This window comes from Streptomyces anthophorae, from assembly GCF_049310305.1.
Classification (GTDB): Bacteria; Actinomycetota; Actinomycetes; order Streptomycetales; family Streptomycetaceae; genus Streptomyces.
Genome location: NZ_JBLWQQ010000001.1, coordinates 705,445 through 728,363, shown reverse-complemented (window position 1 = coordinate 728,363; position 22,919 = coordinate 705,445). Strand labels below are relative to the sequence as shown.

Annotated in this window: 21 protein-coding genes; 11 read left to right on the top strand and 10 right to left on the bottom strand. The window is 72.0% G+C overall.

Annotated elements, in window-relative coordinates; genetic code table 11:
* Window positions 1–87: 87 nt before the first annotated feature.
* Window positions 88–309 (top strand): hypothetical protein, encoded by a 222-nt coding sequence (locus ACNYS0_RS03200; protein WP_422482435.1) that lies wholly within the window; start codon window positions 88–90, stop codon window positions 307–309.
* Window positions 310–390: 81 nt separating this feature from the next.
* On the opposite strand, the gene thpR is transcribed toward ACNYS0_RS03200, so the two are convergent.
* The 3 genes from thpR to ACNYS0_RS03185 form a co-directional block, all read right to left on the bottom strand.
* Window positions 391–996: an RNA 2',3'-cyclic phosphodiesterase gene (thpR, locus tag ACNYS0_RS03195; RefSeq protein WP_422471090.1), complete on the bottom strand. Its 606-nt coding sequence runs from the start codon at window positions 994–996 to the stop codon at window positions 391–393.
* A 68-nt stretch (window positions 997–1,064) separates the two neighbouring features.
* Complete coding sequence (gene rph, locus ACNYS0_RS03190) at window positions 1,065–3,707, bottom strand: rifamycin-inactivating phosphotransferase (RefSeq protein WP_422471089.1); 2,643 nt, start codon at window positions 3,705–3,707, stop codon at window positions 1,065–1,067.
* Between the two features lie 61 nt (window positions 3,708–3,768).
* Window positions 3,769–4,662, bottom strand: coding sequence for a LysR family transcriptional regulator (locus tag ACNYS0_RS03185; protein ID WP_422471088.1), 894 nt, complete (start codon window positions 4,660–4,662; stop codon window positions 3,769–3,771).
* A 98-nt stretch (window positions 4,663–4,760) separates the two neighbouring features.
* Here ACNYS0_RS03185 and ACNYS0_RS03180 point away from each other — a divergent pair, with 98 nt between their 5' ends.
* Window positions 4,761–5,519, top strand: a complete 759-nt coding sequence (locus ACNYS0_RS03180) for a sulfite exporter TauE/SafE family protein (RefSeq protein WP_422471087.1) — start codon at window positions 4,761–4,763, stop codon at window positions 5,517–5,519.
* Between the two features lie 96 nt (window positions 5,520–5,615).
* Window positions 5,616–6,512, top strand: coding sequence for an MBL fold metallo-hydrolase (locus ACNYS0_RS03175; RefSeq protein ID WP_422471086.1), 897 nt, complete (start codon window positions 5,616–5,618; stop codon window positions 6,510–6,512).
* Between the two features lie 322 nt (window positions 6,513–6,834).
* Here ACNYS0_RS03175 and ACNYS0_RS03170 read toward each other — a convergent pair whose 3' ends face one another.
* Window positions 6,835–7,278: a hypothetical protein gene (locus ACNYS0_RS03170; protein WP_422471085.1), complete on the bottom strand. Its 444-nt coding sequence runs from the start codon at window positions 7,276–7,278 to the stop codon at window positions 6,835–6,837.
* A gap of 307 nt (window positions 7,279–7,585) precedes the next feature.
* Here ACNYS0_RS03170 and gdhA point away from each other — a divergent pair, with 307 nt between their 5' ends.
* Window positions 7,586–8,941: an NADP-specific glutamate dehydrogenase gene (gdhA, locus tag ACNYS0_RS03165; RefSeq protein ID WP_422471084.1), complete on the top strand. Its 1,356-nt coding sequence runs from the start codon at window positions 7,586–7,588 to the stop codon at window positions 8,939–8,941.
* A gap of 90 nt (window positions 8,942–9,031) precedes the next feature.
* Here gdhA and ACNYS0_RS03160 read toward each other — a convergent pair whose 3' ends face one another.
* A complete protein-coding gene (locus tag ACNYS0_RS03160; protein ID WP_422471083.1) occupies window positions 9,032–10,285 on the bottom strand; it encodes a PucR family transcriptional regulator in 1,254 nt (417 codons plus the stop codon).
* A gap of 241 nt (window positions 10,286–10,526) precedes the next feature.
* On the opposite strand from ACNYS0_RS03160, the gene ACNYS0_RS03155 reads away from it, so the two are divergent.
* From ACNYS0_RS03155 to ACNYS0_RS03145, 3 genes are all read left to right on the top strand, one after another.
* Window positions 10,527–11,498 carry an alpha/beta hydrolase gene (locus ACNYS0_RS03155; RefSeq protein WP_422471082.1) on the top strand — a complete coding sequence of 324 codons (972 nt, stop codon included), beginning with the start codon at window positions 10,527–10,529 and terminating at the stop codon, window positions 11,496–11,498.
* Window positions 11,499–11,570: 72 nt separating this feature from the next.
* Entirely contained in the window at window positions 11,571–12,011 is a 441-nt protein-coding gene (locus tag ACNYS0_RS03150; protein ID WP_422471081.1) for a spore germination protein GerW family protein, read from the top strand.
* A 154-nt stretch (window positions 12,012–12,165) separates the two neighbouring features.
* Entirely contained in the window at window positions 12,166–14,505 is a 2,340-nt protein-coding gene (locus ACNYS0_RS03145; RefSeq protein ID WP_422471080.1) for an MFS transporter, read from the top strand.
* Here ACNYS0_RS03145 and ACNYS0_RS03140 read toward each other — a convergent pair.
* From ACNYS0_RS03140 to ACNYS0_RS03125, 4 genes are all read right to left on the bottom strand, one after another.
* The gene (locus tag ACNYS0_RS03140; RefSeq protein WP_422471079.1) at window positions 14,465–14,866 is read right to left on the bottom strand and encodes a hypothetical protein; all 402 of its coding nucleotides are present in this window, start codon (window positions 14,864–14,866) and stop codon (window positions 14,465–14,467) included. The genes ACNYS0_RS03145 and ACNYS0_RS03140 overlap by 41 nt on opposite strands.
* A 65-nt stretch (window positions 14,867–14,931) precedes the next feature.
* The gene (locus ACNYS0_RS03135; RefSeq protein ID WP_422471078.1) at window positions 14,932–16,833 is read right to left on the bottom strand and encodes an ATP-binding protein; all 1,902 of its coding nucleotides are present in this window, start codon (window positions 16,831–16,833) and stop codon (window positions 14,932–14,934) included.
* Window positions 16,834–17,050: 217 nt separating this feature from the next.
* Entirely contained in the window at window positions 17,051–17,209 is a 159-nt protein-coding gene (locus ACNYS0_RS03130) for a hypothetical protein (protein ID WP_422471077.1), read from the bottom strand.
* 70 nt (window positions 17,210–17,279) lie between these two features.
* Window positions 17,280–18,158: a 3-hydroxyacyl-CoA dehydrogenase family protein gene (locus tag ACNYS0_RS03125; protein ID WP_422471076.1), complete on the bottom strand. Its 879-nt coding sequence runs from the start codon at window positions 18,156–18,158 to the stop codon at window positions 17,280–17,282.
* A 102-nt stretch (window positions 18,159–18,260) separates the two neighbouring features.
* Here ACNYS0_RS03125 and ACNYS0_RS03120 point away from each other — a divergent pair, with 102 nt between their 5' ends.
* The 3 genes from ACNYS0_RS03120 (at window position 18,261) to ACNYS0_RS03110 (ending at window position 20,692) form a co-directional block, all read left to right on the top strand.
* The gene (locus ACNYS0_RS03120) at window positions 18,261–19,058 is read left to right on the top strand and encodes an acetoacetate decarboxylase (RefSeq protein WP_422471075.1); all 798 of its coding nucleotides are present in this window, start codon (window positions 18,261–18,263) and stop codon (window positions 19,056–19,058) included.
* The gene (locus ACNYS0_RS03115; protein WP_422471074.1) at window positions 19,055–19,684 is read left to right on the top strand and encodes a TetR/AcrR family transcriptional regulator; all 630 of its coding nucleotides are present in this window, start codon (window positions 19,055–19,057) and stop codon (window positions 19,682–19,684) included. The genes ACNYS0_RS03120 and ACNYS0_RS03115 overlap by 4 nt, the downstream gene beginning before the upstream one ends.
* Before the next feature lie 120 nt (window positions 19,685–19,804).
* The gene (locus tag ACNYS0_RS03110; protein WP_422471073.1) at window positions 19,805–20,692 is read left to right on the top strand and encodes an alpha/beta hydrolase fold domain-containing protein; all 888 of its coding nucleotides are present in this window, start codon (window positions 19,805–19,807) and stop codon (window positions 20,690–20,692) included.
* Between the two features lie 438 nt (window positions 20,693–21,130).
* Here the strand turns inward: ACNYS0_RS03110 and ACNYS0_RS03105 are convergent, their stop codons facing one another.
* Window positions 21,131–21,517 carry a transposase gene (locus ACNYS0_RS03105; protein ID WP_422471072.1) on the bottom strand — a complete coding sequence of 129 codons (387 nt, stop codon included), beginning with the start codon at window positions 21,515–21,517 and terminating at the stop codon, window positions 21,131–21,133.
* A 236-nt stretch (window positions 21,518–21,753) separates the two neighbouring features.
* Here ACNYS0_RS03105 and ACNYS0_RS03100 point away from each other — a divergent pair, with 236 nt between their 5' ends.
* Window positions 21,754–22,833, top strand: a complete 1,080-nt coding sequence (locus ACNYS0_RS03100; protein WP_422471071.1) for a LacI family DNA-binding transcriptional regulator — start codon at window positions 21,754–21,756, stop codon at window positions 22,831–22,833.
* Window positions 22,834–22,919 lie beyond the last annotated feature (86 nt).

Below are 22,919 nucleotides of genomic sequence, written 5' to 3'. Positions count from 1 at the left end.
GGTGCGTGCTGCGGACCATTACGGAGCGACGCCTCCCAGAAGCCGGCTCGACCCCACCTCCTCCCCACCTCCTAAACTGATCCGGTGATGGACAAGACCTGCACCCACTGCGGCACCGGCAGCCTGGAAGACGGATTCATCGAGGACGCGGGGGAGCACTCACGCGGCTACGCGCGCTGGATCGAGGGCGCGCTGGAGCGGGGTGTCTTCGGCGGCGCCAAGCGGCTCGGCCGGCCCCGACGGCGGATCGAGGCGCTCCGCTGCGTCAAGTGCGGGCACCTCGAACTGTTCGCCATCGACAAGGCGTAGATCGACGAGGCGTAGATCGACAAGGCGTAGATCGACGAGGCGTGGATCGGCGAGGCGTGGATCGACAAGGGGTGGTCCGCCTCAGCTCCTCGGCTGCTCCGTGGGCCCTCCCGCCAGTTCCCAGGCCGCGATGTCCCGGTAGCGCCTCGGTGGGGGCGTGTTCCCGGGAGTGCTGCCGACCAAGTGGAGGCGGAGCGAGCGCCAGTGGCGGCCGGTGAAGGTGGCGAGCGCGGCGGCCGCCTCCGGGACGGACGTCGTGTCGTGGCGGCGGGCGCGGGCCAGCGTCAGGTGGGGGCGCAGCGGGCGTTCGGGGAAGTCGACCCCGCAGGCCCTGACCTGCTTGCGGACGGCCTGGGACAGCAGGTGCAGGCCGTCCAGGTCACCCACCACGCCGCTCCACAGCACCCGTTCGTCGAAGTGCCCGCCGCCGCGCAGCGCCAGCTCGGGGGAGGGGTGTGCGGCCGCCAGATCGGCGAGCGGCGACCGCAGCCGCCGCACCGCCTCCACCGGCTGCTCGCCGAGGAAGGCCAGCGTGATGTGCCAGTCCTCGATGCGGTTCTCCCGCAGCCGGGGGTGGGCGGCGTAGACCGGACGCAGCGCGTGGGCCAGTTCGTCCTTCGCGTCGTCGGGCGGGGCGAGCGCGACGAACGCGCGCTGGGTGACGGCGGGTTCGGCCGGGTCGGTCACGTGTGCCTTCGTGTCTGAATCGGTGCGGTGAATCGGTAGTGGGGAGCCGTGGTGCACAGAGGCCCCGGTCACTCCAGGAGTTCGACGTACCCGTCCGCCCCGTGCACCCGGATCCGCCGGCCGTCCTGGATGAGGCGGGTGGCTCCGGCCACGCCCACGACCGCGGGCAGACCGTACTCGCGGGCGATCACGGCGCCGTGCGTCATCAGCCCGCCCACCTCCGTGACCAGGCCCGCGACCGCGACGAACAGCGGCGACCAACTGGGGTCCGTGTAGGCCGTGACCAGGATGTCGCCCGCCTCCAGATCGGCCTGCGCCATGTCGAGGACGACGCGCGCCCGCCCCTCGATCGTCCCGGCGGAGACCGGCAGACCGACCAGCGCCCCGTCCGGCACGTCCTCGCGCCGGTACGTTCCGCTGACGGCCTCGCCGTCCGAGGTGAGCACGCGCGGCGGGGTGAGCGACTGGTGCGTACGGAAGTCGTCCTTGCGCTGTCGTACGAGCCGGCGGTCCACCCGGTTCGTCCGTACGACGTCGTGGAGTTCCCCGAACGTGAGGTAGTGGATGTCCTCCGGGTCGGCGAGCACACCGGCCCGCACCAGGCGCTCCGCCTCCGCCGTCAGGGCCCGCTTGTAGACGAAGTAGCGGCGGATGATGCCGTACTTGGGGTACTCGCGGTACCCGATGAACGTGCGGACCCGGTCGACCATCCGCCGGGTCTCCTCGGCCCTGTCCTCCCCGTCCACGGGCAGGGCGCGCAGGCGCGACAGCACGTCCGCCTCCTTCCGCCGCGCCTTCTCGAGCCCCTCCTCGAACCGCCGCTTCGCCGCGCCCGGTGCGAAGTTCCGTACGTTGTCGAGGATCACTGGAACGAGCGTGGTGGGGCGTTCGCGCCAGCGTGGCCGCGTGATGTCGATCTCGCCGACGCAGCGCATGCCGTACCGGTCGAGGTAGGCCTCGAAGGCGTCGCGTGCCTCGGGGCCGCCCGCACGTTTGGCCAGCTCGTCCAGGAAGGTGTCGTCCGCGAGTCGCTCGGTGTCCTGGAGGAAGGCGAGCACGTCGGGCAGCGGGCGGACGACGTCGGCGACGTCGAGCAGGGCGAGGCCCATCTCCGAGGTGATGTTGCCGGGGGCGGACAGCGTGAGGGTGTCGGCGGCGTTCGTCTCGCCCAGCCACTCGTACAGCTTGTCGTTGAGCCACCACGTCGCCTCCATGCCCGCCATCACGGCCTGCATGCTCAGCCGGTCACCGAGGGCACGCTTGTGCTCCTCGAAGGCGTCCAGCAGGAAGTCGAACAGCGCGGGACCCGTCTTCGTCCGGATGTCGCGCTCCAGGGCGGCGATGGACTCCTGACTGCGCGCGATCAGTCCGGTGACGACGGCCGGGTCGGTGGCGATCGGGGCGGGCGGACCGCCGCCGGCCGGTGGTGCGGCCGGCGCCGGATCCGGGAGCGTCGGGACGAAGTCGCCGCGGTCGAGGACGGTTTCGAGGGCGTCCCTGAACAGCGGGTCGCCCCTGCCCACGAGGTCGAGGAGGCCCGCGCGGCTCGTGGGCGCGGCCAGGCGCCGGGTGGCGTCGACGAACAGCCGCCCGCCGGCCTCGTACATGGGCGCCATCGCGGTCAACTGCCATACGGAGATGCCCAGCGGCCGCATCGCGTCGGTCATCATCTGCTGATGGCCGACGGAGAGGTAGACGTGGTTCTCCTCGTCGTCCCGCTCCGGGACCGGGAACAGGGTCGTGATCGGCCGGCTCTGCACGATCCGGAAGTCGGCCTCGGCCTCGGTATCCGTCGTGGCGTCGTCGGCGACCAGACACCATTCGATGTCCTGCGGCCGGCCGAAGTGCGCCTCGATGCGCCGTCCGAGCTCCACCAGGCGTACGACCTGGGCGTCGGTCAGGGACGGCTGTTCCTGCCGCCCCGCGTCGACCGTCACTTCCTGCGTGCCGCCGTCCGGGAGCGCGTACACGGCACGCTGCTTGGCGGCGATGGTCCGCTCGACGACCGCGCCGTCGCGCACCCGGAACACGTCCGGGTTCACCAGACCGGAGACCAGGGCCTCGCCGAGGCCGAAGCCGGCGTCCACGGTGGCGACCTTGCGGTTGCCCGTGACCGGGTCGGCCGTGAACAGGATGCCCGAGGCTTCCGGGCGCACCATCCGCTGGACGACCACGGCCATGTCGACCGTCCGGTGCTCGATGCCGGCCCGCTGACGGTAGGTCACGGCCCGCTCGGAGAAGAGCGAGGCCCAGCACCTGCTGATGTGCCGGAGGATCGCCTCGGGCCCGATGATGTTCAGGTAGGTGTCCTGCTGGCCGGCGAAGGAGGCCGTCGGCAGGTCCTCCGCGGTGGCGCTGGAGCGGACGGCGCAGGCGGCCCGCTCACCCAGGGCCCCGAGCGCGCCCCTGATCTCCGGGGCGAGGCCGTCCGGGACGCCGATGCCCTCGACGGCCCCGCGGATCTCCGCGCTGAGCGTACGGATCGCCTCCCGGTCGTCGGGATCCGTGCGCGCCAGCCGGTCGAGCCGCTCGTCGAGCATCGGCGCGTGCGCCACGGCCCGCCGGAAGGCGGCCGTCGTCACACAGAAGCCGTCAGGAACCCGGACGCCGTCGATCCGTGCGAGGCCGCCCAGCTGCGCCCCCTTGCCGCCGACGAGGGCGATGTGCGTCTCGTCGACCTCCCGCAGACCCACCACGTATTGCTCGCTCACTGCGCTGCCTCCCGGGCGGCCGTCCGTTTCCGACAGCTCACTATGAACGATGGACGCCGGATCATGACTCGAGGGCCGCTCGACGCAGGTGCTCGGCGAGCGCCTCGGCCGCCGGTGAGGGGGCACCGTCCTTGGCGCCCCAGGCGAGCAGATGCCGCCGACGGGCCCACGGGTCCTGCAACTCGCACACGTCGAGGGGGTGGCGGGGGTCGATCGCGCGGCGCGGCACGACGGCGAGCCCGGCGCCCGCGGCGGCGAGGGAGACCAGGACGTTCAGGTCGGCGACCGTGGTGCGGTGGCGCACCACCGGTGCGTGCGGGCCGAGCCGCTTCTCGATCCAGCGGCGCAGCGAGGAGCCGGTGTCGAGGCCCACGAGCGGGTGCTCGGCGACCTCGCTGTACGGCAGGGAGGTCCGCCCGTCGAGGACCCCTCCGGCCTGCCCGATCACCACGAGGGAGTCGTCTCCGAGCGGCTCCGTGCGCAGGCCGCAGTCCTCGGCCTCGTCGTCGATGACGACCCCCAGGTCCGCCTCGCCGTCGGCGAGCCTGCGCACGGTGCGCGGTGTGCGGCTCTCGGACACGGTGACGTCGGTGTCCGGGTGGGCGCGCAGGAACGGGACCAGGGCGTGCGGCACGAGCCGGTGCATCGCGGATCCCCCGCACAGCAGGGTCAGCCGGGCGTTCGGCGCCCGGGTGTAGCTCGCCACGGCGCTGTCGAGCCGCGCGGTCCGGTCGAGGACGTCGCGTGCGTGGCGGGCCAGTGTCGCCCCCGCCGGAGTGGGCCGCACGCCCCGGCGGCCGCGGATCAACAGCGCCACTCCGGCGTGGTGTTCCAGCGAGCGCACCCGGGCGCTGGCCGAGGGCAGGCTCAGATGCATCCGCCGGGCGCCCGCCGTGATCGAGCCCTCCGTGACGATGTGGAGGAAGAGCCGCAGGTCGTCCAGGTCGTAGCGCACGGGCCCAGCCTAGGCGACTGCCTTAGGCGCAGGCTTAGGCTGGGGACGTCGATCGCGCATTGTGGTGTCGATCGGCGGCGGGTGATGCTCTGCGGGTGATGGAGCCCTTCCTTGTCCTGCTGGCCGGCGTCGCCGCCGGTGCCCTGAACGCCATCGGCGGCGGCGGAACCTTCGTGGCACTGCCCGCACTCGTCGCCGTCGGCCTGCCGCCGGTGGTCGCGAACGCGGTGTCACGCGTCGCCCTCGTGCCCGGCGCGGTCGCCAGCGCGTGGGTCTACCGGCGCGAACTCGCCCCCGTCGGGGCCACGTCCACCAAGACGCTGACGGTGGTCAGCGCGGCCGGCGGTGCCGTCGGAGCGGGCCTGCTCCTGGTCCTCCCCGCGTCCTCCTTCGATGTCGCGGTGCCGTGGCTGCTCGCGTTCGCGACGGTGGTCCTGGCCTTCGGGCGCCACCTGTCGAGTGTGCTGACCCGGGCGCTTGGCCGCCCCGTCGGCATGAGTGCGCGCGCCGTCCTGATCGGACAGTTCTTCCTCGGCGTGTACGGCGGATACTTCGGCGGAGCCGTAGGCATCCTGATGCTGGCCCTGTGGGGCATCGGCTTCGGCCTCGACGCCGCAGCGGGCAATCCGATGCGGGTCACCCAGCTCGCCGCCATCTACCTCAGCGCGACCGTGCTCTTCCTCCTCGCCTCGGACGCGCTGAGCGCCCCGCTCCTCCTTACGGCCATGCTGGTCGGTGCGGTGGCGGGCGGATACGTGGGCGCCCACCTGGCCCGCCGTCTCTCGGCACGGCTGCTGCGCGGCGTCCTGCTGTCGACGGCCGTGATCACGACGGTGCTGTACTTTCTGCGCGGGTGACATGACACGGGTGACACGGCGGACAGCGCGGGGCGGCTGAGCGCCCCGCGGAGGCCCCATGGCGATCCCGCCCGCTGTTGGATAGAAACAGGAACCATGGACTCCCGCCCCACCGGATACACCCCCGAGGAGTACGGCGCGGTCACCGTGCTCGTCGGTGCCCGCAACGGCGCCTACCCGTACGGCAATTCGCTGCTTGTGCGCGGCACGGACGCCTCGCTGGTCGTCGACCCCTCGCTGTCGCTCGTCGACGACGCGCCGCCCGCGGACCTGGTTCTCGTGAGCCACGCGCACGAGGACCACATCGCGGGACTCGGGCGCTACGAGGTGCCGGTGCATGTGCACCACGGCGACCTCGACGCGCTGCGTTCGCGCGCCGCCCTGATCGCCGCGCTCGGCCTGCCGCCGGACACGGTCGAGGCCGTCGACGCGCAGATGCGGGACGAGTTCCATGTGGCGGGGCGCCCGGACGCGCAGGCGTTCAAGGACGGCACCGTCTTCGACCTGGGAGGACGCACGGTGACCGTCGTCCACCTCCCCGGGCACACCGCGGGCCACAGCGGATTCCTGGTCGAGCCCGACGGGTTCCTGTTCGTCGCGGACATCGATCTCACCTCGTTCGGCCCGTACTACGGGGACGTGGGCAGCAGCCTCGCCGACTTCGAGGCGTCGATGCGGCGGTGCGCGGAGATCGAGGTCCGCTGGTACGGCACCGCCCACCAGAAGGGTGTGATCGAGGGGGCGGCGGAGTTCCGCCGCCGGCTCGACGCGTACGCGGGTGTGGTGGACAAGCGTGATGCCGCACTGCTCGCCTTCCTCGGCGAACCGCGCACACTCGACGAGATCGCCGACCACCGGCTGGTGTACCGGGCGCACGTCGAAGGGGCGCACATCCGGCCCGTGGAACTGCGCACCGCACGGCGGCACTTGGACCGGCTGACGGGGCAGGGGCGGATCGAGGAAGTGGCGACCGGCCGCTTCCGAGCCGCGTAGGACGACACGCTCCGGCTCTACTTCCTGTGCGCCCACCCCTCGCTGGCCCCGGCCTCCGCGGTCGCCACCAACTACGTGCCCACCGTGTGAAGGCGGCCTGGGAGTCCCGTGCAATGCGTCAACCCGTTGCCGCATGGCGGAACATGGCGGATCGCGGCTCGTTGCATCCGGTGAGACCGGCCGCGGTACCTGTCGCGTGATGAGCGTACGGGGGAGTGCACACCCCGCGGCCGGCCTCTTCCCCTCAGGCCCGGCCCCGCTTCCTCGAACCAGCGGGGCCGGGTCGGCCGGTGAGACGGTGGGATCGGGGTGCGATGCGGGTTCAGCGGGTCAGCGGGTCGTCGCCCAGCGTCGTCCGCGGCGTCGGGGCCGGGCTGATCGTGCGGTACGCCGCCCGGGCGTGGGAGACGCGGGCCCACAGGGTGCCGACGAGGGTGGCGGTCAGCAGGCAGGTCAGCCACACCGTGTCCCGGTGTCCGATCCAGCTGAGGGTGCCCGCGGGCGGTATCGCGAAGCCGTTGAGGAACAGCCAGCACAGCACGGCGGTGCCGGGCGCCGCGGTGAACCGGGCGCAGAAGCCGAGGCCCGCGGCGAGCAGGGCCAGCGCCGTGAGCGCGAGCCACGGGCGGCCCGGTCCGAGGAACGTGTTGATGAGCGCCACGAGCAACAGGGCGGTGCCGCTGGTCACCGCCCACACCAGCGGTGTGGCCACGGGCCGGGGGACAGGACGCGGTCCGGTGCTCTCGACGGACACCCACTTGATCACGCGCACGCTTCCTTCCGGCCGGGTTCGGATGCCAGGGCTGTATTCTCCCCCACCCCTCCGCGCGGCCGGAAGCTCGAACCCGTAAGGGTGGAAAGGTGGGACAAGTGCACATTGCGCCGGTCGAATTCGGTTGTGTGCGGGGCCATGTCGTCCGGATCTCGGATGCCACTGGTCAAGCCGTTTACGTGCGCGTAACACTTACCCCTGTCCCACGCACGGCAATGGCGCCGCGCGCTCATCGAACGACCGGACCCGAGCGAGCCGCACCCGCAGGGAGATGGCGACTGCCGAGCCCGAAAGGCTTTCAGTGACGACGCGAACCAACACGCAGGACTCCCTCGGCAACCTCCTTGCCGAGATCGAAAAGCGCAATCCCGCGCAGCCCGAGTTCCACCAGGCCGCCCACGAGGTCCTTGAGACCCTCGCCCCGGTGCTCCAGGCCCGCCCCGAGTACGCCGAGGCCGGCCTCGTGGAGCGGCTCGTCGAGCCCGAGCGGCAGGTCATGTTCCGGGTGCCGTGGACCGACGACCGCGGCCGGGTGCAGGTCAACCGCGGGTTCCGCGTCGAGTTCAACAGCGCGCTCGGCCCCTACAAGGGCGGCCTGCGCTTCCACTCGTCGGTCAACCTCGGCGTCATCAAGTTCCTGGGCTTCGAGCAGATCTTCAAGAACGCGCTGACCGGCCTCGGTATCGGCGGCGGCAAGGGCGGCAGCGACTTCGACCCGCACGGGCGCAGCGACGCCGAGGTCATGCGGTTCTGCCAGTCGTTCATGACGGAGCTGTACCGGCACATCGGCGAGCACACCGACGTCCCCGCGGGCGACATCGGCGTGGGCGGCCGCGAGATCGGCTACCTCTTCGGCCAGTACCGGCGCATCACCAACCGCTGGGAGTCCGTCCTCACGGGCAAGGGCCAGGGCTGGGGCGGCTCACTGATCCGCCCGGAGGCGACCGGCTACGGCAACGTGCTGTTCGCCGAGGCCATGCTGCGCGAGCGCGGCGAGGACCTGGAGGGCCAGACGGCCATCGTGTCCGGCTCCGGCAACGTCGCCATCTACAGCATCGAGAAGCTCCAGGCCCTCGGCGCCAACCCCGTCACCTGCTCCGACTCCTCCGGCTACGTCGTCGACGAGAAGGGCATCGACCTCGAACTGCTCAAGCAGATCAAGGAGGTCGAGCGGGGCCGCGTCGACTCCTACGCCCAGCGCCGCGGCGCCTCCGCCCGGTTCGTGCCCGGCGGGCGTGTCTGGGACGTCGCCGGTGATGTCGCCCTGCCGTCCGCCACGCAGAACGAGCTGGACGAGAACGCCGCCGCCGCGCTCGTCCGCAACGGTGTCAAGGCGGTCTCCGAGGGCGCCAACATGCCGACGACGCCCGAGGCCGTGCACCTGTTGCAGAAGGCGGGTGTCGCCTTCGGTCCCGGCAAGGCGGCCAACGCGGGCGGCGTCGCCGTCAGCGCGCTGGAGATGGCCCAGAACCACGCCCGTACGTCCTGGACCGGACAGCGCGTCGAGGACGAGCTGGCGCACATCATGAAGGACATCCACGCCACCTGCCACGAGACCTCCGAGCGCTACGGCGCCCCCGGTGACTACGTGACCGGCGCGAACATCGCCGGCTTCGAGCGCGTCGCCGACGCGATGCTGGCGCAGGGTGTCATCTGAGGTCGGGTCGAGAAGGCAGCCACAGGGGCCGCCCACCGTGCGCACCGCTCGACGGTGAGCGGCCGGCGGCCCCTGCCGCGGGGCATCCGGCTATGGTGCCTCCGCCGCGTCGAGCGCGCTGATCGCGGCCCGGACGCGCAGCGCGTCCGGGCCCGACGTGACGTCGAGGCCCGTGATCTCGGCGGCGCGGCGCAGCCGGTAGTCGACGGTGTTCGGGTGCACGCACAGTTCGTGTGCGGTACGGCGGCGGCTGAGACCGCAGCGCAGGTACCCGCGCACCGTGTCCAGCAGTTCGGGCCGCCCCGTCAACGGCCGCATCAGCTGGGCCAGTTCGTCCCGTGCCGGGCCGGGGCGCATCAGCTGGTACTCGAGCAGTACGTCCGGGAGCCGGTACAGGCCCGGGGGCCGCTCGGAGGCCGCCGCCACCCGGCGCACCTCCCGCGCCAGTGTCACCGCCGCGGGGACGTCCGCCGGGGCGGCGGCCGCAGCGCCCGCCATGATGTCGACCCCGGCGACGCGGCACATGTGGGAGACGGCGCCCGCGAGCCGCGCCCAGTCCCGGGCCGTGACCCGATCGGCCGCGGCCCGGCACGGGATCAGGGCCAGGCCGCCGTCGCCGGAGAGCGCGGACAGCACCGTGCCGTCGACATGCCGATCCAGCTCCACCCGTAGCCGACGCAGCTTGCGCTTGCCCGCGATGACCGGGCTCACCCCGTCGAGCGCCTCGTCGGGGTGGGTGCCGATGGACAGGTCGAGGACCAGATAGCAGTCGGGGACGTCCAGACCCCAACGGGCCGCGGCGCCGAACACGTCCGTCCCCTCGAGCAGCGCCGTCAGCAGGTCCTGGCGCGCCGACTGCTCCTCGCCGAGCACCGCCTGCCGCTCGGCCGAGTACCCCGCCACCACGGTGACCGTCATACGCTCCAGGAACCCCAGGACCAGCTCGGTGGCGGACCGCACATGGTCCAGGTCGTCCGCCGTCGCGTGCCGCAGCATCTGCCGCAGGCACTCCTGCGCGCCGACGTGGTACGCCCGCAGCACCGCCTCGACCGGCACCCCTTCCTCCGCCCGTTTGGCCGCAGACTGACGCAGCGCCAGAAAACGCCCCTCGCCGGGGAGCCGGCCCGTGCGCAGCATCGCGGCGAAGGAGGCGATGCACTGCTCGACGACGCCCTGGATCTCGCCACGGAGCTGTTCGCGGGGCATGGTGTCGTACACCGGAACCTGGTCGACGAGGCGGTCCAGGACGCGCGCGGTCAGCGGGGAGAGCGCATCGCTCAAGCGCTGGTGCAGGGGCACACCGTCGAAGCTCAGCGGCACCGGGGGCGCGGCATCGCCGATCATGCTGCCTCCTTGCGGCGCCCGGGGTTACCAACGCGTAGCGCCAGTAAAGGTCGCCGGTCGCGGCCGGGGTGTCAAGGGTGTGTCCGGGGCGGTGGAGGGGGCTTCGCAGGGCGCGCCGCTTTGTGACGGCTCACAAAGGACGGCGCCGATGTCTGGACGCCGGCCGGGGTGCAGGGAGGTCACTGCTGCCCCAGTCTTGCCTGGACGCCCCTTCCTCCGTGACGCACCCCAGGAGACACCTATGCCCGTGACCGATTCGTCCCCGCGGCGGCCGAGGTCCCGCAAGGCCCTGGCCGCCGCGGCCGTCTGTGCCTCCACGGTGCTCACCCTGTCGGCCGCACTGCCCGCGCAGGCGGACGACGCGGAGAGACTTCCCGAAGGAGGTGTGGCGCAGGCCCTGGCCAACTACGTGAGCTCTCCTGGAGCCGTCGCCGGCGCCAACGACTGGTCGTGCAGGCCGAGTGCCGAGCATCCCGAGCCGGTCGTCCTGCTGCCGGGCACGTTCTTCAACATCGGCGCCAACTTCGTGAAGGCGGCACCCCGTCTGAAGAACGCCGGCTACTGCGTCTACGCCATGAACTACGGCTTCACGTCGGCGTCCCTCGGCCGTGTCGGCGGCCTCGGCCCCAACCGCGAGTCGGCGGCCCAGCTCGACGCGTTCGTCGACAAGACGCTCGCGTCGACGGGCGCGAAGAAGGTGAACATCGTCGGCCACTCGCTGGGCGGCAATGTCCCCATGTGGTGGATGAAGAAGATGGGCGGCGCCAAGAAGGTCGACAACTACGTCGGCTGGGCGCCGAGTTCGCACGGCACCGACCTCAACGGAATCGTCGGCCTCGGCTCCGCGCTGAACGTGATGGGCTTCGTGACGCGGCTGTCGGAGGTCGGGCAGTTCCCCGGTGTCATCGAGCAGACGGCCACCTCCGAGTACACCCGCGAGATGTGGGCGGACGGTGACACCGTCCCGGACGGGCCGCACTACACCGTCGTCATGACGAAGTACGACACCGTCGTCACGCCGTACGCCACCCAGGCGCTCAAGGGCAAGGACGTCGACAACGTGCTGTTGCAGGACGCCTGCCCCGACGACCGGGCGGGGCACATGGGCCTCTTCAACGACGACCCGACGCTCCAGATCACCATGAACGCCCTCGCCGACGGGCCGGCCGACTTCAAGCCCAGCTGCCGCGGCTACGGCCTGCAACTCCTCTGACTGCTGGCGGAGCGGTGGCCTCCGGCCTAGCGTGAAGGGCTCTGCCCCGGAAGTCACGCCAGGAGGCACCGTATGACCAGTCAGGACGGGCAGGCCGTGGCCGCCCCGCCGGTCGAACTCGCCGCCGCCCACGCGTCCGTCGCGCTGCTGGAACGGCTGGCCGACAAGCTCGGCGGCCGGGCCTCCGTCGGTGCGGTCTTCGGCGAGCCGGTCTTCCGGGAGGGCGTCACCGTCGTCCCGGTCGCCCAGGCCGGCTTCGGGTTCGGCGGCGGCACCGGGCGCGAGAAGGCGCGGGACAAGGACGAGGAGGGCGGGGGAGGCGGCGGCGGCGCGTGGGCCAAACCGCTCGGCTTCATCGAGATCAAGGACGGGGCCGCCGTCTACAAGCCGATCCGCGATCCGTGGGTGGACGTCGCCCTGCCGCTCGCCACACTGCTGGTCGGCGTCGCCGGGAGCAGGGTGCTGCGGGCGGTGGCGAAGGCCCGCCTCGCGCGGCACGACAAGCCGAAGTGAACCGGACGCCGACTCCGGCGGCCCGTCCTATTACCTCCCACTTGTCTGTAAAGTTCCTTTAGGGACTTTCGGTCCTTACTCAGGTCATATGTGATCCGCGACGCTTGTCCCTGGAGGACCACGCGGAAGGGGGAACCCCCAGGGAGGTCGGTACATGGTCGGCACCGGTGCGTCCGGATTCGCGGCGGACGGCGCACGGGGCTCGACGCGCGTGGTCGGGCTGCTGCTCGCCGCCGTGGCGGCTCTGTACGTGATGGCGCCCGCGGTGCACTTGGCAGCCGTCCCCCTGGTCCACGCCGAGCTGGGCCTGGGCACGGGGCACGAGGTGGTCGCCCGCGTCGTGGGCTCGTCCCTGGCGCTGTTCACCCTGGTCGTCGCGGGACGCGTGGGCGACCTGCGGGGTCGACGCTCCGTCCTGAGCGTGTCGCTGGCCGTGCTCGCCGCGGGCTGCGTCCTGCACGCCGTCGCGTTCGACGGCTGGTCGTACGTGCTCGCGCGGATCGTCGTGGCCGTGGCCCTGGCCGCCGTCTTCGTCAGCTGCCTCGCGTTCCTGCCGACCGTGTTCCTGCCCGGCAGGATGCGCAAGGTGATGGGCGGCTGGCTGGCCGCGATGTCCGTCGGCTTCGTGCTCGCCGTGAACCTGGCGCCACGGTCGGCGTCCACGACCGGATGGCGCGTGGCCATGGCAGCGATGGCTCTCGCGGCGGTCGCGGCACTGTTACTGGTGCACCGCTATGTGCCCGAACCCGCCAAGGCGGCCCGCCGGCCGATGCCGGACCGGGCGCGCGCCGGCTGCCTGATCGTCTTCGGCGTGCTCGCCCCCGCGGCGCTTCAGCTCGCCCCCGTGTGGGGGTGGGCCGACCCGCGCGTGGGCCTGCTGCTGCTCATCGCCACGGTCAGCCTCGTCGTCGCGCGGCTGCGCTGCCCCGGTCCGTCGGTGCTCTCCCGCGGCCGCCCGGCACTCATGCCGGACGCGCCGCGCGCGGGCGCCCTGATCGCGGGGCTCGCGCTCGGCTTCACCCAGGTCGTGCTCGCCATGGCCCTCCCGGCGCTCGCCTCCGAGCGGGGCGGCGGTCCGGAGTCCGCCGGGTTCGTCCTGTCGGCCTTCGGCGTCGGCGGCGCGGCGAGCTGTCTGCTGGTGCGGCGCCGCGCCGTCGCACCGGTGACCGGCTCCTCGCTCGGCCTGCCCCTGGCCGCGCTCGGCCTCGTCCTGCTGCACGGGGGACTCGGCACGCACGCCTATCCGGTGGCCGGCGACTTCGCCGTCGTGGCGCTCATCGGCTTCGGTGTCATGCTCGCCGCCGCGCCGCAGATGGCTCGCTATCTCGCCGCCGTCCCGCGCACCCACCTCGGCACCAGCGCGGCGCTGCTGCCCGGCTCCATCCTGCTCGGCACCGCCGCCGCGCAGGCACTGCCGTACACCTCGGCCGTCGACAGCCTCCCGGTGCCCGCCGAGGCGCGCCAGCTGCTGCGCGTCGGCACGATCGTGCTCGCCGTCGCCGCCCTGCTGCTCGGCCGCGTCGCGGTCTCCGTGGCAGTGGCCTGCGCCGCGGCGCTCCAGTACCTGCTGACGCGCGCCGGCATCGGCGACGCGGGCACCCTGATCGTCGCGCTCGCCTTCGGGGCCGCGGCCGGCGCCCTCGTCTGGTCACGGCGCGAACAGCGGGACCGGCTGGCCCGTATCAGCCAGACCGCGAGCACTCTTCAGCACGCCGTGCTCCACCCGATACCCGAGGATCTGGGCCGGCTGCACCTCGCGAGCCTGTACCGGCCCGCCACCGCGGACACCGGCATCGGAGGCGACTTCATCGAGGCCCTGCACACCCCCTTCGGCACCCGCATCCTCATCGGCGACGTCCGCGGAAAGGGCCTCCAGGCCGTGCAGACCGTCACCGACCTGCTGGGCTGTTTCCGCAGCCAGGCGTACGAGACCCAGGAGCTCGGGGAGCTCGCCGCGCGCCTGGACCGGCAGGTGCTGCGCGCCGCCGCCACACGCGGCGACGAGGAGCTCTTCGCGACGGCGCTGCTGCTCCAGCACGACGGCCCGGAGCAGGAGGCGTGCGCGCTGCACGTCGTCAACTGCGGCCACCTCACCCCGCTGGAGGTCACAGCGGACGGCGTCACGGAGCTGGACGTGCCGACCCTGCTGCCCCTCGGCTTCGGCACGCTCGGTTCCGGCGCCCCGCCCACCCCGCACACGGTGCGCCTGGGCGCCGGGGCGACGCTCGTGGCCCACACCGACGGCCTGAGCGAGGCCCGCAACTCGACCGGCGAGTTCTACCCGCTCACCGAGGGCCTGGGCCGGGCGCCGTACGGCACTCCCGAGCACCTCGTCGGCCACCTCGACGACGGCGTCCGCGACTGGACCCACCACCTGGCCGACGACATCGCGATCATCGCGCTGCGCCCCGCGGAATGCCCGGTCGCCGAGGAGCCGCGCGTGCCCCGTGCGCTCAGCGGCCCCGCGGACCGCCAAGCCGCACAAAGCCGCTGAACCGCGGGGCGAACGCCGGGGCCGCCTGGTCACCGAGCGCCTCCCGGATGCCGCTCGCCACGTCCTCGTCGGGCTCCCCGAACACTTCGAAGTGCTCCACGCGGCAGTGCGCCATGACGTCCTGGATGTACGGGTCGGACAGCTTCCAGTGCGCGCGGACGGCGTCCGAGTCCTGGTAGAGCTGGAAGCTGTGGGCGAGGAGCCGCTCCTCGTCGACGAAGACCTCCACCATGAGCTGGGGGCCGTGCCGTTCGACGAAGCTCACCGCCCGGTCGATCGCGCCCCGGAACTCCTCCAGGTGACCTTCGGTGATGCGCATCGTGTTGCGGAACAGGAGAAGACCGCTGTCTGGTGTGTTCATGGTGCGAGTCTCGGACCTCAACCGCGCTTGAGATCAAGCCCGTTGGCCGGACGGGTGCCGTCGGGTCATGCGGACAACCCCGGGATCACCGGCGCCGACCCCGCCTGCCCCGTGCGCAGGGCCGTGAGCAGGGAGTGCAGCGCGGCGTGGGCCTGTGGGGCGCAGGTGGCGGAGTCGGCGTCGGACACCGCGCGGTGGGCGCGGGTCCAGGCCCGGGCGGCGCGGCCGTTGTGGTGGTCGACCAGGGCCAGGGCGTAGCGGGCGCGCACGCTGGACCACACGTCGTCCCGGAGACCGGGCTGCGCGAGGGCGGCGAGGGCCGCGCGGTGTGCGGCGCGCGGCTCGGTGTCCCGCCGGGCGAAGGCGAGGGCCGCGAGATACACGGCCCGGCCCGGACCGCCGGTGGCGTGGTCGGGGGTGAGGACACAGGCCTGCTCGAACAGGTCGGCGGCCTGCAACGGGTCCCCGAGGGTCAGGGCGATGACGCCGTGGACATGGGCGATGCGGGCCAGCAGGGTGTCGTCGCCGTCGAGCACGGCGCCGGGCCAGATCCGGTCGAGCAGGGTGAGGGCCGTGTCGGGGTCGGTGCGCGCGGCGAGCCAGGCGGCGAGCCAGGCCGCGGGGGCCGCCGAAGGATGGTCCTCGGGGCAGCGGGCGAGGAGCTGGAGGAGGTAGCGCAGGCCGGTCGCGGCATGGCCCGTGACCCACCAGAACCACAGGCGGGTGGCGGTCTCCAGCGCGGCGACGGTGGCCTCGGGCCGCGGGTCGGTCAGCGCGTACCGCAGGATGGCGTTGAGGTTGTGCTGCTCGTCGGCCAGGAGGCGTACCGCCTGCGTCTGGTGGCCGTGCTCCCACAGGTGTTCCGCGAGATGAACGATTCTTCGGCAGTGTCCGGCCCGGCGTTCGACCGCGATGTCCAGCTCGCCGGCCTCGGTGAGCCGGCGCTCGCCGAACTCCCGGACGGCCGGGGGCATGCGGTAGCGCGGCTCGCCGGGGCCGTGCGGGTCGTTCTCGTACTGGAGCAGTCCGAGCGCGGCCAGTTGGGTCAGCAGCCCCGGCACCTGGTGCGGGGCGACCTCACCGCCGGAGCACAGCAGGACGGCGGCCGCCTGGCCGAACGGCCCGGCCAGGATGCTGGCGCGGCTCCACACCATCCGCATCCACGGCGAGCACAGCGTGTGCACGGCGCCGACGGCCTCCTCGACGGAGCGGTGCCGCCGAAGACGCGGACGGGGGCTGTGCAGCCAGGTCTGCCCGTGCTCCACGAGCTCGGCCAGGTCGTGCAGCGAGTACGAGTTCAGCTGGGCGGCGGCGAGTTCGATCGCCAGCGGCAGTCCTTCGAGGGTCTCGCAGATGGCCTGGACGCGCTCCAGGGTGGCCGGGTCCCGGCGCCGCAGCGTGCCGCCGGCCGTGGCCAGGAACAGGCGTGCGGCGGGCGAGGGGGAGCCGTCGTCCGCGGGCCCGGTGGCGAGCGGGCCCAGCCGCAGCACCGCTTCGTCGCCGAGTCCGAGGGGTTGGCGGGCGGCGATGAGGACCTGGAGCGTCGGGTGATGGAGCAGATGCCGCTGGACCACGCCGACGCACTCGTCGTGGACCGGGTCGACGTCGTCCAGGAACAGCAGGACCCGAGCGGCCGTCCGCCGCCCGGTCGGCGGGCCGTCCGGCGAGAGCGGGGTGCCGAGCAGCGCCTGCCGCACGGCGTCCCGGAAGGCCCCCGGCCGACCCGACGCTTCGGGCCAGGACACCCGCACGACCTGGCGCCTCGGCGTCCGGCCGCGCTGCACGGCGGCGTCGCCCAGCAGACTCTTGCCGACCCCGACGGGGCCGGTGACGGTGACCAGTCGGTGGCCCGCCAACAGGCTCCGCAGTTGGGTCAGTTCCGCTTCTCGCCCGATGAGGGAGTCGTCGGCCCTGGTGTCCGCGACGAGCCTGAGAAGCGTGCCGACCTCGCCGGCTTGCTTGCGCACCTTGTGTCCTTTACGGCTGCGATGAATGGAACGAACGGTGGTGAGCGAAGATCAGCAGAATCGTTACTGTCGGCAACTCCCGGCAGCTTCAACGCCGGTGATGCGCGCCGGTAGTGCGCGTGGGCGCAGGCGTACCCGCAGGGCAGACAACGCGGATGCACCCGATGACGAAATCCATGAAAAAGACCTATCAGGAACACATTTCACACACGTGGCTTTAAGGAAAGTGCGTGCGGGCCACAGGGGCGCCGCTCCGCGCGACCCACACCGCCCAGCCGATGCGGCAGAGGTTGACGCACAGTCGCGCGATCGCTCCCGACGGGCGTTCGAGCACCCGCGAGCGGTCCACGCGCGCGTGCCGGAGGGCGTCGATCACGGCCTCGGCATCTTCCGCGTCGCTGTCGGCGGATACGGGTAGTGAGGTCCGACGTGATGCGGACGATGCGTCAGGCGTCGCTCGCCGCGGTGGCGTAGTCGTCGTAGAAGCCGCGGCCGGTCTTCACGCCGAGGCGGCCGGTGTCGACGTACTCGTGCAGCAGTCGGCGGGGCCCCTCGGGCAGGTGCGGATTCTCCGCTGCGTAGTGGTTCTCGATGTCGAGGACGACGTCCAGGCCGACCTGGTCCATCATCCGGAACACCCCGAGCTTCGCGCCGGTGTTCACCTGGAACATCGCGTCGAACTCCGCCGGCGTGGTCACCCCTTCGGCCACGACCTCCAGCGCCTCGCGCTTGATCGCGGCCCAGACCCGGTTGAAGATGAATCCGGTGCTCTCCCGGCGGGCCTCGAAGGGGTGCACTCCGTAGCGCGGCAGCTCGTTCTTGAGCCGCTCGATGACCGCGGGGTCGGTGGCCCCGTCGCTCATCAGGTCGACCGCGTTCTGCGCCGGCGGCATGTAGAAGTGCATGTTCAGCACCCGCTCCTTGTGCTCCACCCGGTCGATGAACAGCCGGGAGGCGTAGGAGGAGGAGTTGCTGGCCAGGACGGTGTCGGCCGGGGCGATCCGGTCCAGATCGGCGAACAGGGTGCGCTTGAGGTCCAGCCGCTCGGGCACCGCCTCGATGACCAGCCACGCGTCGTCCAGCGCGGCTTCCAGTGTGTCGACGCCGACCACCCGGCCCTCGGTGGCGCCGGGCCGGGAGGCGACCACCTGCGGCAGCTCTGCGGCGACGTATTCCAGGGCCGCGGTCCGGACCTCGGCAGACAGGTCGTACAGGCGCACCAGCCCACCGTCGGAGGCGAACATCATCGCGATGCGGCGGCCGAGGGTGCCTGCGCCGATCACCGCGACAGGGCGGGCGGCGAGCTGACTCGAAGAGTGGGTCATCACGGGACTCCTTTGTGCAGGTCCGGTCCGGCTGGTTGCCCAACACGCGGACTCGATGCAAACTGTACTCAATACGTTTTGTATCGCAAGGAGGGTGGAGCAGTGCGCGAGTCCGAGGTGGCGCGTCAGGCGCTCACGCCGCTGGGAGTGCCGGTCTATCCGGTGCGGCCGACCCGGTTCACCGACCGGGAATACTTCAACGTCGTCTACCGCACCGACCCCGACGCCCTGCGCGCGGTGGTGCCCGAGCCGCTGGCCGTGCCGGAGCCGCTGGTGCGGTTCGAAGTAATGAAAATGGGCGACGTCGAGGGCTTTGGCCCCTACCTGGAGTGCGGCCAGGCGATCGCCGTGGAGTTCGACGGCGAGGTGGGCGAGTACCTGCACGCCATGTACCTGGACAGCTTCGCCGCCACGGCCGCGGGCCGCGAGCTGAGCGCCTACCCCAAGGTGGCCGGCAGCCCGGCACTGTTCACCGACACCGGTGCGCTGGTCGGCACCCTGGACCGCGGCGGCCAGCGGGTGGCCACCGCGACCATGCCGTACAAGTGGCAGCCCCTCGACCTCGATGCGGCCCGGGCGCAGATCACCGTGCCCACCTTCGCGCTCAAGCAGGTGCCCAACGTGTTCACCGGGCAGCTGCGCGCCTCGGACCTGGCCCGCACCGAAATCACCGACATCACGGTCAAGGAGGCCTGGACCGGGCCCGCCCGCCTGCAACTGTTCGAGCACGTGATGGCCCCCCTGGCCGATCTGCCGGTGCTCGACGTCGTCTCCGCCAGCCACATCCTGACCGACCTGACCCTCAGCCCGGTCACCTCCGCGCACGACTACCTGCACAGCGGCTCACCTCTCGGTCAGGAGGCGGGCTCGCAGCCGCCGACGGAGAAAATGGCCCCATGAATCACCCGACCACCCCCGCATCCGCCCGGCCGCCCCGCCAGCGCAAGGCGACCCGCGCGCAGCTGATCGCCGCGGCCGCCGACCTGTTCGCCGAGCACGGCACCACCAACGTCAGCATCGGGGCGATCTGTGAGCGCGCCGGGTTCACCCGCGGCGCGTTCTACTCCAACTTCAAGACCGTCGACGACGTCTTCTTCTCCCTGTACGAGCAGCGCAACGCCGAGGTTCAGCAGCGACTGGAGGCGCTGGCCGCCGACGCACCGCCGCCTGAGCAGGCCCGCTGGTCCCTGGAGTCCGTCGTGGCCACGGTGTTGCGGGCCCTGCCGGTGGATCCGCAGTGGGTCGCGATCCGCACCAGTTTCGCGGCTCAGGCCCAGCACCGGCCCGAGGTCGCGGCCATACTGCGCGAGCACGCCGAGCAGCTCCGCCGGCACCTCCAGCCGCTGCTGTTGCAGGCCCTGGAGCTCACCGGCCGTCGACCGCTGGACTCCCCGGAGGACTTCACCCGGGCCGTCATCACCGCGCACGTCGGCGCGATGACTCAGTCGCCGCTCCACGACGACCCCGAAGCCGTCCGCGAAACCGTCGTCCGCGGCATCGTTCTCGGCCTCACCACCGGCCAGTGAACAACAGAGCCCCCACTCAGCTCAGTGGCAGCTCTCGGTCCGCCCGCGAGGCGGGTGCCTCGAAATCCATGTAGTACGTGAACTGTTCAGGTGTAAGCCCGTGAACGAGAAGGAGCCACGGTGTCTCTGGTAATGAAAGCGCTGGTGCAGGCCCTACGGCTGCGACCGAAGCCTCTCGCCTCGGCCGATGCGATCGCCGCGGAGGTCGACCGTGACCGCCCCAACGCCAAGGTGCCGCGCACACTCCTGAGGGCGTACAACGTCCGCCAAAGCAGCATCGACGGCATGCCGGTCATCACGCTCACCCCGAAGGGCGTTCCCCCAGTGGGCGAGCTGCTCTATACGCACGGCGGCGCGTACGTGCACCCGCTGGTCACACCGCACTGGCACATCATCGGACGTCTGGGGCTGACCACCCCGCTGCGCGTGACCGTCCCTCTGTACGCGCTCGCACCCGAGCACACCGGTGACGAGACCTACCCCAAGCTCCACAAGCTCTACGACAGCCTGACCGAATCCGGGCTGCCGGTGATCACCGCGGGCGATTCGGCCGGCGGCTCCCTTGCAATGGCTCTCACCATCCGCGCCCGGGACGAACACCGTCCTCTTCCCGACGCGGTCCTGCTGTTCTCGCCCTGTGCGGACGCGACCCTGACCAACCCCGACATCCCGGCCATCGAGCCGCGGGACCCCATGGTCGGCAGCGAAGGAGCCCGATGGGCCATGCGCCGCTGGGCCGGGGACCGGCCCCTGGAACATCCCTGGCTCAGCCCGGTCAACGACAGCCTGCGTGCCCTGCCCCGGATCTCCGTCTTCCACGGCGAACGCGACATTCTGTGCCCCGACGCCAAGAAGATGGTCGCCAAGGCCAAGGCCGCCGGTACCGACGCCGAGATCAACCTCTACCCCGACGCCTTCCATGTCTTCGTAGGCCTGCCACAACTCCCCGAATCGCGGGCAGCCCTCGCCCACGCCAGAGCGATCATCAAAACCGTCACCGCGACCTGACCCCACCACGGGGCGGACGCCGCCCCGTGGTGGGGTCCGCCCCGTCGTCAGGCGTTCTCCGAGTCGGGAACTCTGTTCAGATACGAGGCGAGTCGTTCGAGGATCTCGTCTGCGGTCCCAGGCAGTTTCGTCTGGCTCAGCGGGCGGACCAGAGTCAGCGGGCGGACCAGAGGAAGATGCCCGCGATGTGAAGCCCGGCGAGGTGGATGGTCGCGGTCTTCTCGTAGCGGGTGGCGAGGCCACGCCACTGCTCCGGCCTGGTGCGAGGCCGACCTCGGCGGCGGGAAACGCGCAGGCGGGCCACGACCTCGGTGAAGGCGGGTGCGTCACCGGCCCGACCTGCGGTGAGAACGAACGCCAGCGACCGGCACCGGCCGAGGGCCGCGAGGTGGATCTTCGTGGTCGGTCCGCCGCGTGACCGGCCGATGGCGTTCGTTCTCAGCGCAGGTCGGGCCCCTCTTTGCGGGCCCCGGCAGCGTGCTGGTGAGCATGCACGACAGTGGAGTCGACGGACACGGCCCAGCTGACGTCTTCGTCCGCGTCGGCCCGGGCCACCAGGGCAATGAACACCCGCTCCCAGACGCCGTCGACGGCCCACATCCGCAGCCGGTTGTGGACGCCGCGCCAGGTGCCGTACCTCTCCGGCAAGTGCACCCACGGTGTACCGGTCTGGAACTTGAAGGCGATCGCGTCGACCACCTCACGATGGTCGCACCGGCGGGCGGGAACGCCTCCATCCCACCAGTAGGTCGGTGGAGGCGAGCGCGCGGAGCCAAGAGGTGCCGGGAGGGCTCGTGTCTTTTGGTGTGTCGTCCTGCCATCCACCTGTATTCACCTCACATCTATGGCAAATCCCCTTTGATGGCGGTCGGCGGAGCCGCTCCGCACCCCAAATACCCGCCGTTCGGCGGCAATTGGCGCGCAACCTGTTGCCCCCAGAGCTTCAGCGCTTTAGCGTTCTCGCACTCAACCGCTTGAGTTCAGGGCAGTTGGGCTTCAGGCCGTCCCGTTCGGGGGCGGCTTGCCGGTATGCCTTGCCGGTATGCGTGGCAGGAGAATCCATGCGCCGTACCCCCTCCAGACGCTCGACCCTGAAGGACATCGCCGAAGAGGCGCGGGTGTCCGAGTCCGCCGTGTCCCTGGCGCTCAACGGGCGGCCCGGTGTCTCACCGTCCACCCGGCAGCGGGTGCGCGAGGTCGCCGACCGCCTCGGGTGGCAACCCAGCGCGGCGGCACGGGCGTTGAACGGGGACAGCACCGCCACGGTGGGCCTCGTCCTGGCCCGGCCCGCGCGTGCCCTGGGGGCCGAGTTCTTCTTCCTGCAACTGGTGTCCGGGATCCAGGAGGCGCTCGCCGGGCGGAGTATCGGACTGCTCTTCCTGGTGGTCCCCGACCTGGACGCGGAGTGCGCCGCCTACCGGCGCTGGTGGGCCGAGCGCCGCGTCGACGGTGTGCTCGTCGTCGACCCGAGGGACCGCGACCCGCGTCCGGCGCTCCTCGACGAGCTGGGCCTGCCCGCCGTGTTCGTCGGACCCGTGCCGCGCGGCGAGGGCGGCTCGGCGCATCCGGGCATCTCCAGTGTGTGGGCCTCGGACACCCGGGCGATGACCGGCATCGTCCAGCACCTGCACGGCCTGGGCCACCGCCGCATCGTGCACATCGCGGGGCTGCCCCATCTCGCCCACACTCAGCGGCGGATACGCTCCCTGCGGGACGAGGCGGAGCGGCTCGGCCTCGACCCCGCCGACGTGCGCAGCATCCCCACCGACTACTCGCGGCAGCAGGGTGTCGAGGCCACCCGGCAGGTGCTCGACACACCGGCGCCGCGGCCCACGGCGATCGTCTACGACACCGATGTGATGGCCGTCGCGGGGCTCGGGGTCGCCGCCTCGCTCGGCATCGCGGTGCCGGCCGAGCTCACCCTCGTCGCCTGGGACGAGTCCGTGCTCACCGGCTCCACCCACCCGCCGCTGTCCGCCCTCGTCCGGGACACCCCGGCCTTCGGGCGGCGGGCCGCGGAGGAACTGCTCGCGCTGATCGACGGCGGGCCCGCCCGCACCGTCCAGGACGAGACCCCACGCCTCGTCCCGCGCGGCAGCAGCGGCCCCGCACCGGTGGAACCCGCCCCCGCCCCCGGCTGATCCGCATTCCACGACGCTCCACCGCCACGACCTGACAACGATGTCAAAGACTTGCTGCGTGCCCCCCCCCCACACGCCATGTCCCC

Excerpts from the sequence above, each read along its gene's own strand:
- ACNYS0_RS03200 (WP_422482435.1), top strand. The coding sequence starts at position 88 with ATGGACAAGACCTGCACCCACTGCGGCACCGGCAGCCTGGAAGACGGA.
- ACNYS0_RS03180 (WP_422471087.1), top strand. The coding sequence starts at position 4,761 with ATGGAGCCCTTCCTTGTCCTGCTGGCCGGCGTCGCCGCCGGTGCCCTG.
- ACNYS0_RS03175 (WP_422471086.1), top strand. The coding sequence starts at position 5,616 with ATGGACTCCCGCCCCACCGGATACACCCCCGAGGAGTACGGCGCGGTC.
- ACNYS0_RS03160 (WP_422471083.1), bottom strand. The coding sequence starts at position 10,285 with ATGATCGGCGATGCCGCGCCCCCGGTGCCGCTGAGCTTCGACGGTGTG.
- ACNYS0_RS03155 (WP_422471082.1), top strand. The coding sequence starts at position 10,527 with ATGCCCGTGACCGATTCGTCCCCGCGGCGGCCGAGGTCCCGCAAGGCC.
- ACNYS0_RS03150 (WP_422471081.1), top strand. The coding sequence starts at position 11,571 with ATGACCAGTCAGGACGGGCAGGCCGTGGCCGCCCCGCCGGTCGAACTC.
- ACNYS0_RS03145 (WP_422471080.1), top strand. The coding sequence starts at position 12,166 with ATGGTCGGCACCGGTGCGTCCGGATTCGCGGCGGACGGCGCACGGGGC.
- ACNYS0_RS03140 (WP_422471079.1), bottom strand. The coding sequence starts at position 14,866 with ATGAACACACCAGACAGCGGTCTTCTCCTGTTCCGCAACACGATGCGC.
- ACNYS0_RS03125 (WP_422471076.1), bottom strand. The coding sequence starts at position 18,158 with ATGACCCACTCTTCGAGTCAGCTCGCCGCCCGCCCTGTCGCGGTGATC.
- ACNYS0_RS03115 (WP_422471074.1), top strand. The coding sequence starts at position 19,055 with ATGAATCACCCGACCACCCCCGCATCCGCCCGGCCGCCCCGCCAGCGC.
- ACNYS0_RS03100 (WP_422471071.1), top strand. The coding sequence starts at position 21,754 with ATGCGCCGTACCCCCTCCAGACGCTCGACCCTGAAGGACATCGCCGAA.